The sequence below is a fragment of the Stenotrophomonas sp. AGC87 genome (assembly GCF_057333975.1).
On sequence record NZ_JBHFHW010000004.1, the window covers coordinates 447,668 to 459,711 of the forward strand.

Genomic DNA, 12,044 nt, shown 5'->3' on the forward strand with positions numbered 1-12,044 from the left:
CCCCCCCCCCCCCCCACGCCGGAACAGGCGCAGCAACTGGGAGTGAAGCTGCTCACGGCGCTGGATACCGCCGACCACGCACTCGGCGACAAGGCCGATGCGCGGCTGGGCACGGTGATCACCGAACTGGCCCTGCAGCGCGAGCAGCAGCCAGACCAGGCCATTCCGGCAGCGCTGAAGGCAAAGGCGGCGCAACGCGTCGCCGCCGCCGATGCGGCCGCGACCACACTGCACGAACGGCAAGCGACGATCAGCACCGCGGTGTACGTGCTGCGCCAGATCAACGACGACGCTTCGGCAGAGAAACTGCTGCTCGCCGAGCTTGATCGGAGTGAGACGCCGTACTACTACATGCCTGAACTGGCCGACCTTGCCGAAGAACGTGGCGACAAGGCCTCGGCCATCGCCTGGCTGCACAAGGCCTACCAGGGCGCACAGGGGCCGGCCACCCGCGTGCAGTGGGGGGTGCTGTACGTGGAGGGTCTGCTGCGCCTGAGCCCGGGTGATGCGGGGGCGATCGAGACCGCCACGGCCGAGGTCATCGCCGATCTCGCCGTGCAGCCGGCCGGCTACCACCAGCGCACCCGCCAGCGCTTCGAACGGCTCGGTTCCGCATTGCAGGCGTGGAGCCGCGAGCATCACGGCGCGGAGAGCCTCACCCGGCTGCAGGCGCGGATGACCGCAACGTGCGCAAAGGCGGCCACCTCCGACGACGGCAGCGCGGGCTGCGAGGGGTGGCTGAAGAGCTGATGCGGGGCGTCGCCTAGCCTAGCCCTTGAGGCGCTCCTCCAGCGCATGCAGCCGCTGGAGATACGGCGCGCCGGGCACCAGCTCCGCCTCCAGCAGTGGCTTGGCCTGCGCGATCTGCCGGCGCGCAGCCTCCCGCTCGCCGTTGGCCTGCAGCGCCTCGGCCAGTGGAACCCGGAAGCGCGCCACGGACGGCGCTTGCGCCCCGAACAACGCAACATTGCCCTCCAGCACCGCACGCCAACGGGTCGCCGCCAAGGCGGCCTGCCCGGAACGCAGCGCCGCTTCGGCCTGCATCTGCTGGTAGCGCAGCTGCAACGGCGGCGACATCGACGGTACGATCGGCGCCATCGCCAGCAGCGCCTGCTCTGCCTGCGCCGATTGCCCGCGCTGGATCATCCACTCGATCTCGCCAAGGTGCGAAATGCGCAGATCCGGCGCGTCGGCCGGGCTGATCCGCTGCCAGATCGGCAACACGCGCTGGATCAGCGGGCCGGCCTGGTCGGCACGACCGCTGCGCATCAGCAGCCGCGCCAGGTTCATCTCTGCCCGCAGGCTGGAAGGCTTGTCCGGCCCCAGGACCTGGCGGCGGATCGCCAACGAGCGCCGGTACAGCTGCTCCGCCTTGCCGATATCGCCGCGGGCTTCTTCCAGATTGGCGTAGTTGTTGAGGTTGATCGCGTGGTCGATGCTGTCTTCGCCACTGGTGAGCGCACTGATGCGCAGGCAGGTATCAAAGCCCTCCGCACTCTCCGTGTAACGGCCCAGATCCATGTGCAGCAACGCCAACTCGCAGTACGCCAGGGCCGTCCGGGAGCTGTCATGTCCATACAGCTGCAAGCTGAGGTCGCGCGATTGCAGCAGCAGCGGTGCAGCTTCGTTCGGCTTGCCGCCTTCCTGCAGGGTCATGGCCAGTGCGTGCAGGCCGTGCTGGTAATCGGCACTGGTCTCACTGCGGCGCCGTTTGATCTCCAGCGAATCGCGCAGCAGCTGCTCGGACTTGTCCAGCTCACCACGGTTGCGGTACATCAGCCCCATGTTCTGCATCACCGTCGCGGTGCCGCCTTCCGTGCCCGGCTCGCGAATAGTGCTGCGCATTGCCAGCGACTGCTGGAAGGCTGCCTCGCTCTCGGGATAGCGCTCCAGCTGGCTGTAGGCCAGGCCCAGCGAGTTCAGCACATGTGCGCGGGTGCGTGCATCGTCTTCGCGATCAAGCAGCTGCAGCGCACGTTCGGCGTACTTCAGGCCTTCTTCGCCCCGCTTGCCGTTGCTCATCTCCACCGACAGATCGCTGTAGGTCTGCGCCGCCAGGCGCGCGCGATCGACCGACGGCGATGCCAGGCCTTCAGCTGCGCTGCGCAGCAGCGTTTCGGCCTGCTTGGGCAGGCCGATGTTCTGGTAGGCGCGCCCCAACACGCTCTGCAGGCGTGCCCGCAACGCCGGTGAATCGGCCAGCTCCGCATCGACCTGCGCCGCGCTGGCATCGAGCACTGCGCGTGCACTGACATCTTCGGTGCCGCGCGCACCCCGTTCGCGCGGATCGGCGGCATCGAAGGCGGCGACCAGGAACTCGCTGACCTGCTCGGCGATGGCGGCTTCTTCCTGAGCGCGCGCACTGGATTCGCTCAATCGCCAGACGAAGCCGCCCGCCATGGCCGTCACCGCGACCGCCACGCCGGCCGCCTGCCAGTGGCGGCGCAACCAGCGCTGCACCCGATAGCGCGCCTTGCCACCACGCGCGCGCACCGGATGGTGCGTGCGCCAGCGCTCGATGTCATCGGCCAGCGCCTCCACCGAGCCATAGCGCTGGGCAGGGTCACGTGCACTGGCCTTGGCAGCGATCGCATCGAGGTCTCCCTCCAGGTGCTTTCGCCACGCGCACGATGGCCGCGCCCAGCTGCTGGGCAACGGAACCGCGGCACCCGCCGGCTGCCCATCATGGCCAAGCCGGCGATCGGCCAGCATCTCGACCAGGATCACACCGAGGCTGTACACGTCAGTGGTGACACCCACCTGCTCGCCCGCAATCAGTTCCGGGCTGGCGTAGACCGGCGTGTAGAAACGGTCGGCACGGGACTCGGCAGCGCCGCCCAGCCAGCGTGCGATGCCGAAGTCCAGCAGCACCGGCTCGTTGTCCGCGCGCACCAGAATATTGCTGGGCTTGAGATCGCAGTGCACGACCAGGCGTGCGTGTGCGGCCTGCACCGTACGGCAGATCCGAACGAACAGCTGCAGGCGCTGGGAAAGATCGAGCGGACGGTCGCAGCAGGCGCGGTCCAGTGGCTCGCCGTCCACGTACTCCATCACCAGATAGGGTTGGCCGGAAGGGGTGCTGCCACCGTCGTACAACCGGGCGATGTTGGGGTGCTCCAGCCCGGCCAGCATCTGCCGCTCGGCGGCAAGGCGCTGGCTGATCTCGGTCGTCGCCAAGCCGCGAAGCAACTTGATCGCCACCCGTTGCTGGTAGGTCTCGTCGGCACGCTCGGCGAGGAACACCGCCCCCATGCCGCCACTGGCCACGCGCCGGGTGAGCCGCCACGGACCGATCCGTTCACCCACCTGCACATCCGGCTCGGCAAGCTGGACAATCAACTCGCGCAGAGGGCGCTGCGCGCTGTCCAGCGCCATGGTCTGCGCTTCCAGCAGCTCGATCACCTCATCCAGCAGGGCCGGATCGTTGGTCATCCGCCCCAGCTCGGTGCGCCACTGCGTCGGCGGCAGTTCGCACGCCGCATCGAACATCGTGCGCAGCTGTTGCCAGCGGTCATCCGTCATTGCCCCATCCCCCTGTCACGATAACGCCCCCGATCAGGCCAGGCGCTGATTGAGCCAAGCCTTCGCAAAGCGCAGATCGCGGTCGACCGTCGGTACCGACACCTCCAGCACGACCGCGATTTCCTGGCGGTCCATCCCGCCGAAATACATGTATTCCACCGCACGTGCGGCACGCTCATCGTGCCCGGCGAGCTGGTTCAATGCCTGGTGCAGCGCCAGGACCTCGTAGTCGCAGGTCGGCGCATAGGGCACGTTCTGATCAGCGTGCGACAAGGTCAGGTTCCACGCCCCGGCCCCACGCTTGGCTGCCGCGCCACTGCGCGCGAAATCCACCAGCACCGCGCGCATCTTCAACGCCGCCAACGCGAGGAAGTGCGCGCGATCCACGAACTCCACGTCCGAGCCCATCACCCGCAACAGCGCTTCATGCATCAACGAGGTCGGCCGCAGGGTCACGTCAGCCTGGCGCTGGCCGATACGCGCCACCGCCATCTCGCGAAGCGCGGGATAGATCAGATCGAACAGATGCGCCTGCGCCTGCGGATCCCCGCGCCGCCATCGGTGCAGCCACTGCGTGACATCGCCGCTCATCGTCCCCGCTCCGTCGCCTCCGGCCTCCCCGGCCAGACGCCCCCGTCCTTGATGACCGATGATAGCGCACGGGCGCCTTGGCACCAGCGCGCCGGCGGGGGCTGAGGACGGGGGGCGATCAGCCGCGCGGATGGGCCAGGGCGAAGTCCAGGCCGGCACATACCGCCGCGACCTGCGCTGCGTTGCACTCCTGGGGCGAGGTCCGCGGGCTGTCCGGGTACACCTCGGTGGTGGTGGCGTACAGCGCATCGGTGAAGCCGGCACACGCACCGATCGAACGCGACTCCCCCCAGACCACCCCCGGCGACTGCAGCGGCATGCCGATCAATTCGCCATTCGCGTCGGCCGGGGCAATATGGGTGATCTTCTCGACTGCTGCGATCAACGCCTGCTGGAACGCCGGCTGCGGGTCTTCGCTGTTGCCGATCACGTAGAAGCCGTCGGGAATGATGTCCGGCACCAGCGCAATGCCATCACGCGCGCAGCGTGCAGGATCGAATTCATGCAGATCGCTGTCCGTGGTCTCGTGCAGGTCCATGTGAACCAGCAGGGTGTCGCCACGTGCTGCGATCCAGCGCATCAACGAGGCCGCTTCTTCAATCATCCCTTCGCCACGGAAACTGCGATTGGGATCGATCGCGTCCGGATTCCAGCGCTGGATGCGCTCATAACCCCACGGGCTGACGCAGGGCGCGACAATCAGGTTGATACGGCCCGCGTACGCTTCGGCGTGCTGGTCCAGGAACTGCAGCGCACCGTGCACGCCACTGGTTTCGTAGCCGTGCACCCCGCCGGTCACCAGCGCGGTGGGCAGGGTGGCGTCCCAATCAAGGTTGACCACCGCGAACAACGGATAGTGGTCCGGCGCATAATCGAGCTGGCCGTACTGCACCACCTCGTAACGCTCGCCCAGGCGCTCAAGCGCGGCCACCACATCGTCGTGATAGCTGCGCTGCCGCTGCTGACCGGCCCGCCACTGTGCGCGCTCGGCGTCGCCCCAGGGCTGGCCCGGGGTACCGATCGGGTAGAAATGCGTGCTGCTCATTGCCGTACTCCAAGGAGAGATCCGGTCGCTGCAGCCGTGGGCCGCATGCGACATTGCGATGGATATTCTAGCTCCGTGTGGTCCGTCCAGCCGCGCTTCCGCTCGCCGAGGCGCAGGTTTCGTAGAACCCCCCGGGTGGGAGGAACGCCTCAGCCTCAGCGGCACTCAGCCGTGTCAGGTTCGCCACCATCAAGAAGAAGAAGAGACGAACACGGATCCTTGCCAATGTCGGACCCGATGGATCCTCCCGCTGTCCGCAAGTAGACAGCCCTGAACAATGCCACCGTTACCGCGTTAGTGGACCTTTCATCTGCCACCCAGCGCTGGACACCCTTGACGTTCCGGTAATCGGCCTGTACTTGCGCAGCTATGCTGAGCGGAGCCATCCCCTTCGTGTTCACCTCCCATCCCTGCTGTTGCGAGTACGCCAACGCAGGCACCGCGCATCTAAGCGTGACAATGGCTGAACGCTGAAGGTCAGGCGTGCGGGACACAACATACTCTGGCTCGCCGGCCTCACAGACGGCAGCCTCAAGCGCTTTCAGACTTGCCTCGAAGATCGGCCAGTGGCGACCACCGTCGCTCTCGACCCAGTTTCTTTGTGGCGTCAAGGCACGACGTTTCTCAACAGCAGCAGGCCACAACTTCCGCTCGATCGCGACCTTTGGCTTACCCACAGCCGTCCAGTACGCCAGGAATGTGTCTCTATCAAGGCTATTGCTGGCGCTGACCGCCATCATCACAACGTTCTGCGCACCCAAACCGTCGGCCGGCAGCTTTTCCCATGGCGCATTCTCGAACACACGGGCAGATTCACTCCGAAGCAGCTGCAGGGCGTTCCTGAACGGCTTTCCGAATGAGTTGGTGTTTCCGTAGATAAGTTCGGCCACCGCCTCGGCGGTATCTGCGCCCTGGTCAACCATCCATTCCCGCCGGCCATGATTGTTGTGCTGCTCCAGCTCAAGCGTCGCGATGCTACGCACCGTCCTCTGACCCTCAATACCACGCTGGACATCATTCAGGAGCTTCGCCATCCGCTTCGTCGCTGGCTGCGACACATCAGCATCATCGTCATCGACGTTCCACGTCGGGTGCATGCACTCCAGCGAAACGGATACACGCGCATTGCCGGCATCGCTGGGAGCGAGCGGTTTCGCACCTGTCGTGCGACAGTCAGCGAGCAATCGCAGTTCCATCAGCGCACTGAAGAGCTGTCCAAACTGCCTCCTGAGCCGTGGGTCCACCGCAACGCCTCTCACCGCGTCGTCGTACACCAGCTGAGCCATCTCAGCCTCGGATACGGCAACGGACGGGCTCTTCCCCCAGTGCGGTTCAGCGTCATCCTGCTTCTCGCCGAAGTACTCCGACAGCGATAAAATGGCATCGCGTTTCAGCGTCAGATCAGCACGATACATTGCGAGCGCGACCTTCTCAGGATCGCGCTCGCTCTGCATGCCGCCTGCGGCGCACGCAGGCAAAAGGGATATGCACAGAAGAAGGATCCCACAAGCCGTAGAGCGAGGCCGGAACTCCGTTGACGAGACGTTCTCTTTCAAGCGATGTTGCATGACACTTTCCCTCATCCGCGTGGCCGGCAGTCGGTACACATAAGGCGCGGCATGCTACAGACGGAAAATGGCGGGTCAATACAACTATTCTTAAAACGTCAATGCGATTGAACGTGCACGACGCGAGTCATGGTCGCGGATTAGCGGCAGTAAGGTTGACAGTGGCCAACGAGCGGCAGTGCCACGTGTCGCAGGCAGCCATAAATCGCGGTATTGAACCGACAAGAGTGGACGATTGCGGCAGCGATGCGCGATGGATCACGAATCCCGCACCGCGCCGAGTGGCACCGACCGTTGAGCACGACGCAAAAGAATGGAAGCCGGTCGCCCGGCTCCCATCCCTCCTGCACGCTCACGCCGTCTGCGCCGCCTCATACCCGTTCAAGCGCATGTCGCTGGACGCGCGCCCCTGGGTCAGTGAACGCAGCGAAGTGGTGTAGCCACCCAGTCGCGCCAGCGGTGCATAGCCGAGCACTTCCGCCTGCCCGTCCTGGTCCTCGATCGAAGCCACCCGTCCACTGCGGCGGTTGAGGTCACCGACCACATCGCCGACATTGCCCGACGGCGCGTGGATCGCGATCTCCATCACCGGCTCCAGCAACTGCGTGCCGGCCTGGGCCAGCGCCGCTTTCACCGCCTCGCTGCCGGCGCGATGGAAGGCCATGTCCGAGGAATCCTTGACGTGGGTCTGGCCATCCACCAGCGTCACCTCGATACCGACCACCGGATGGCCCAGCGGGCCTTCGCCGAGTGCAGCGCGAACGCCCTTCTCCACCGCGTTGACGAACCCGCGCGGGATCGCACCGCCGACGGTGCGGTCGACGAAGGTCACCTCGCCATCCTCGCGTGGCGTCACATCGATCAGCACCTGGGCGAACTGGCCCTGGCCGCCGGTCTGCTTGGCGACCTTGCCTTCCACCCGCTGGACCGCACGCTTCGGCGTTTCCTGATAGGCCACGCGCGGCTCGCCGGTGCGGATGGTGACGCCCCACTCCGTGCGCAGGCGCTCAACCATCACTTCCAGATGCAGCTCGCCCATACCCCAGATCAGGGTTTCACCGCTGTCCGCATCGGTCTCGACACGGAACGACGGATCCTCCTGCGCCAGGCTGGCCAACCCTTGGCTGATGCGGATCAGGTCCGAGGCCTTCTCCGCCGTCAACCGCCATGCCAGCACCGCATGCTGCGCCTGGATCGTATCGAGCAGCAGCGGGCGCGATGGTGCACTCAGCGTTTCACCGCTGACCGCATCCTTCCAGCCCAGCACCGCGACGATGTCACCGGCCACAGCCTGCTTGATGTCGTGGGTCTGGTCGGCCTGCACCCGCACCAGGCGACTGACGCGTCGCCCCTGCGGATGCTGCGAACTGGCCAGCGCGTCGCCCACCTTCAGCGTGCCCGAATACACCCGCACGAAGCTCAGCGCACCGTGGTTCTGGTGCGTGATCTTGAACAGCAACGCCGCAAGCGGGCCATCCGGGTCCGGTGGCAGCAGCACATCGCTGCTGTTCTCGGTGGCGACCACCGCCGGCCGGTCCAGTGGCGAGGGCAGATAGTCGACCACCGCATCCAGCAGCGTCTCCACGCCCTTGCTCTTGAACGCCGAACCCGCCAGCACCGGTACGCCGGCACCGGCCAAGGTGCCGCGACGGATCGCCGCGCGCAGCTGTGCGTTGTCGATCACCGCGCCTTCCAGCCACGCCTGTGCCAGCACGTCGTCGGCATCGGCCACGGCTTCGATCAGCGCCTCGCGCTGCGGCAGCCACTGGGCAGTCTCATCGGTCGTCCAGGCATGACGCAGGGCCGTGCCCTTGTCATCCCAATGCACGGTGCTGCGGTCCACCAGGTCCACCCAGCCGTTGAACTGGCTTTCGGTCCCGACCGGCACGCCCAGCGCCCACGGCGTGGCACGGAGCTTCTCGCGCAGCTGGGTGAGCACGCGCTCGAAGGACGCACCGGTGCGGTCCATCTTGTTGGCGAAGGCGATCAGCGGCACACCATGGCGACGCGCCTGGCGCCAGACCGATTCGGACTGGGGCTGCACGCCGTCCACCGCGGAGAACACCGCGACCGCGCCATCAAGCACGCGCAGGGACCGTTCCACTTCGATCGCGAAATCGATGTGGCCGGGGGTGTCGATCAGGGTCAAGTGATGGATCGGCTGGGCGCGCGGTGCCCAATGGGCCTGCACGGCGGCCGCGCCGATGGTGATGCCACGCTCGCGCTCGATCGCCGAGAAATCGGTGGTCGCCGCGCCGTCATGCGCCTCACCGACGCGATGGATCTCGCCGGTTTTCCACAGCAGCCGCTCGGTGAGTGTGGTCTTGCCGGCGTCGATGTGGGCAATGATGCCGAGGTTGCGCCGGAGGGTAAGGGTCTGGGTATGGGTGTTCATGGGATAGGTCTCGCTGCCAACATCGGGGAGCCGCACGCCGCCGTTGGCTAACGGGCGTGCGGCCAGGTTTGGGGCTCGGCGATCTGGTGCATGGCACGTTCTCCTTCAAACAGTTCTGCTACGTGGAAACGAAAAGAGCGCCCGGTGGGCGCTCTGCGTGGGGTCCAGGGTGACCGGCGTTCTGGTCAGCAGCCTCGCACTCCGATTGGCAGACGCGCCCGTGCCGCGTAAACGCGGGTCAGGGTAAAAAACGTCAGAAGCGGCATCGAAGTCATGAGGGTCACCTGGGGTGTAGCCGGCATTGTAGACCTCTGATGGCCGTCCACAAGCCCCAATTAGCGCCACCATTGCAACACTGATCGTCATTTACACACATTTACACCATTCATGTCGGCGATTCTAGATCGGCCCACCCTGCGTGTGCGAATGTGTCGCAATTGCGAATGCGGCGACTATCCCTAAAATGGGGCCATATGCGTCGTCTTGACGACGCCCGCGAGGCTGGCGCCACCCGACCCCGGAAGCCGAGCCAGCGCCAGCGCCCCTTCCTCCGCGTTCTCGAGTTGTTGCCCATGCCCTGCTCCCTGCTCCTGCATCCGCGCCGGTTGCGCCCCAACCTGCTGGCCCTGGCCTGCCTGGCCACCGCATTCGTTCCCGCCGCCTACGCCCAGACCGCCACCGATCTGGACGCGGTGCGCGTCAATGCCTACCGCGCTGCTAACAGCATCAGCGGCGCAACCAAAACCAACACCACGCTGGCCGAGACCACGCAATCGGTATCGGTGATCGAGCGGGCGGAACTGGATGCGCGCGGTGTGCAGTCGCTCAACGATGCGATGCGCTATGTCGCCGGTGTCAGCCTGGAGAGCTCGGGCATCGACAACCGCGTGGATGACTTCCGCATCCGTGGCTTCGATGCCGGCAGCTGGGCCAACAACGTCACCTTGGACGGCATGCGCGCGCCGCAGGGCACGCAGTGGAACCGCAGCATGTTCGACAGCTGGAACCTGGAGCGGGCGGAAGTGCTCAAGGGCCCGTCGGCGGTAATGTACGGTCAGGTCGCCCCGGGTGGCATGGTCAACCAGGTGAGCAAGACGCCGACGCCGGATCAGGAGCAGCAGCTGCGCGTGGGTGTGGATGCCAATGGCCAGTACAACGCGGCGTTCGACGTCGGCGCCGGCACGGCCGACAACGACCACCTGTTCCGCCTGGTCGGCCTGTATCGCGACGGCGACACCCAGATCAAGCACACCGCACAGCAGCACTGGTTCCTCGCTCCCAGCTATACCTGGCAGATGGCCGAGCGCACCCGCATCACTCTGCTCGGCCTGTACCAGAAGGATGATGGCGGTTCGACATACCAGTTCCTGCCGATGGCCGGCACGCTCAACGCCACGCCGTATGGCCACATGAAGAACACCACCTTCATCGGCGAGCCGAGCTGGAACACGTTCGACCGCACGATGTGGACCGCAGGCTGGCTGTTCGAGCACCAGTTCAACGATCACCTCACCCTGAGCCAGAGCGCGCGACGCACGCACGTGGATTCGCTGTACCGCGGCGTGGTCACCGACGGTGCGCTCAACGCCGATGGCCGCACCCAGAAGCGCCGCGCCACCTACGGCACCGGCGATTCCGATGGCGATACGCTGGACACGCGGTTGCAGGCACGCTTCGCCACCGGCGCGGTCGACCACACCCTGCTGCTGGGCTGGGATTGGCAGAAGGCCGATTGGGAAGGCGTGCGCGGTGCGATGAGCAACCCGGCACCGATCGACATCTTCAACCCGGTGTACAGCGGTTACACGCCGCGCGTCACCTCGCTGAGCCCCACCGAAGGGATCAACCGCCAGAGCGGGTTGTACCTGCAGGACCAGTTGGCCCTTGGCCAATGGCGCCTGACCCTTGGCGGCCGGTATGACTGGACCAAGGACGATTCCTCCAGCACCACCCGCAACCTGGTGACGGGCGCGACGGTGCTGCAGCCGCGCAGTGTGATCAAGAGCGAGGCGTTCTCAGGCAATGCCGGCCTGCTGTACGTGTTCGACAGCGGGTTCACGCCCTATGTCAGCTACGCCGAATCCTTCCAGCCCTCCACCGCGAGCGCGCTGCAGAGTTTTGATCGGCGCGCGTTCGATCCGGTGTATGGCAAGCAGTGGGAGGCCGGCGTCAAGTACCAGCCGGCCAGCATCGACGGCCTGATCACCCTCGCCGCCTACGACCTGCGCCAGGAAAACCTGGTCACCCAGGATCCCGACCTGAGCCACATGAGCTGCGGCAATACCGGCAACGCGCGGTGCTCGATCCAGGACGGCGAAGGCCGCATCCGCGGCGTTGAGCTGGAAGGCCGCGTCACTCCCACGCAGGGCTTCAGCCTGATCGGCGCAGCCACCTGGATGGATTCGGAGATGACGCGCAGCGATCAGTACAAGGGCAAGGAACTGATCATGGTGCCCGACTACAGCGCCTCGTTCTGGGCGGATTACACCTTCCAGGGCGGCGCTCTGCAGGGCCTGAGCCTGGCCGCCGGTGCGCGCTACAATGGCAAGAGCTACGGCGACAGCGCCAACCTGTATCTCATCCCGTCGTACACCTTGTTCGATGCCGCGATCCGATACGACCTCGGCCAGTTCGGCAGCACCCGCGTGCAGCTGGCCTTGAACGCCAGCAACCTGGCCGACAAGCGTTTCGTATCCACCTGTACCGGCGTGTCGTCGTGCTACTACGGCAGCGGCCGCACCGTGATGGCGACGGCGCGCTTCGGCTGGTAAAGGGTGGCGGCGCCGGGGTAACTCCCGGCGCTACGCGTCGGTCACCACCACCAACGGGACATCGCGCTGCGGATGCCGCAGCACCAGCACCGGCTGCTGGTAGACACGCTCGATGTGCTCCCGCGTCAGGACCTCGGTCGGCGTGCCATCGG

At 66.0% G+C, this 12,044-nt stretch carries 6 protein-coding genes and 1 pseudogene; 2 read left to right on the plus strand and 5 right to left on the minus strand.

Going from position 1 to position 12,044, the window contains the following annotated elements; genetic code table 11:
* Nucleotides 1-750 (plus strand): annotated as a pseudogene (locus ACE026_RS02800) (thioredoxin family protein); the annotation flags it as partial.
* 18 nt (nt 751-768) lie between these two features.
* Here the strand turns inward: ACE026_RS02800 and ACE026_RS02805 are convergent.
* From ACE026_RS02805 to fusA, 5 genes are all read right to left on the minus strand, one after another.
* Complete coding sequence (locus ACE026_RS02805; RefSeq protein ID WP_486037656.1) at nt 769-3,522, minus strand: protein kinase domain-containing protein; 2,754 nt, start codon at nt 3,520-3,522, stop codon at nt 769-771.
* A 33-nt stretch (nt 3,523-3,555) separates the two neighbouring features.
* The gene (locus ACE026_RS02810; protein WP_486037658.1) at nt 3,556-4,113 is read right to left on the minus strand and encodes an ECF-type sigma factor; all 558 of its coding nucleotides are present in this window, start codon (nt 4,111-4,113) and stop codon (nt 3,556-3,558) included.
* Nucleotides 4,114-4,231: 118 nt separating this feature from the next.
* Nucleotides 4,232-5,158: a M14 family metallopeptidase gene (locus ACE026_RS02815; RefSeq protein ID WP_486037660.1), complete on the minus strand. Its 927-nt coding sequence runs from the start codon at nt 5,156-5,158 to the stop codon at nt 4,232-4,234.
* A gap of 155 nt (nt 5,159-5,313) precedes the next feature.
* Nucleotides 5,314-6,726, minus strand: coding sequence for a hypothetical protein (locus ACE026_RS02820; protein ID WP_486037662.1), 1,413 nt, complete (start codon nt 6,724-6,726; stop codon nt 5,314-5,316).
* Nucleotides 6,727-7,078: 352 nt separating this feature from the next.
* A complete protein-coding gene (fusA, locus tag ACE026_RS02825; protein WP_486037663.1) occupies nt 7,079-9,121 on the minus strand; it encodes an elongation factor G in 2,043 nt (680 codons plus the stop codon).
* Between the two features lie 572 nt (nt 9,122-9,693).
* On the opposite strand from fusA, the gene ACE026_RS02830 reads away from it, so the two are divergent.
* Nucleotides 9,694-11,892, plus strand: a complete 2,199-nt coding sequence (locus tag ACE026_RS02830) for a TonB-dependent siderophore receptor (RefSeq protein ID WP_486037665.1) — start codon at nt 9,694-9,696, stop codon at nt 11,890-11,892.
* The last annotated feature ends 152 nt before the right edge of the window (nt 11,893-12,044 follow it).

What these genes read in the sequence shown, in the direction of transcription:
- fusA (WP_486037663.1), bottom strand. Translation starts at nt 9,121, where the DNA reads ATGAACACCCATACCCAGACCCTTACCCTCCGGCGCAACCTCGGCATC.
- ACE026_RS02815 (WP_486037660.1), bottom strand. Translation starts at nt 5,158, where the DNA reads ATGAGCAGCACGCATTTCTACCCGATCGGTACCCCGGGCCAGCCCTGG.
- ACE026_RS02830 (WP_486037665.1), top strand. Translation starts at nt 9,694, where the DNA reads ATGCCCTGCTCCCTGCTCCTGCATCCGCGCCGGTTGCGCCCCAACCTG.
- ACE026_RS02810 (WP_486037658.1), bottom strand. Translation starts at nt 4,113, where the DNA reads ATGAGCGGCGATGTCACGCAGTGGCTGCACCGATGGCGGCGCGGGGAT.
- ACE026_RS02805 (WP_486037656.1), bottom strand. Translation starts at nt 3,522, where the DNA reads ATGACGGATGACCGCTGGCAACAGCTGCGCACGATGTTCGATGCGGCG.
- ACE026_RS02820 (WP_486037662.1), bottom strand. Translation starts at nt 6,726, where the DNA reads ATGCAACATCGCTTGAAAGAGAACGTCTCGTCAACGGAGTTCCGGCCT.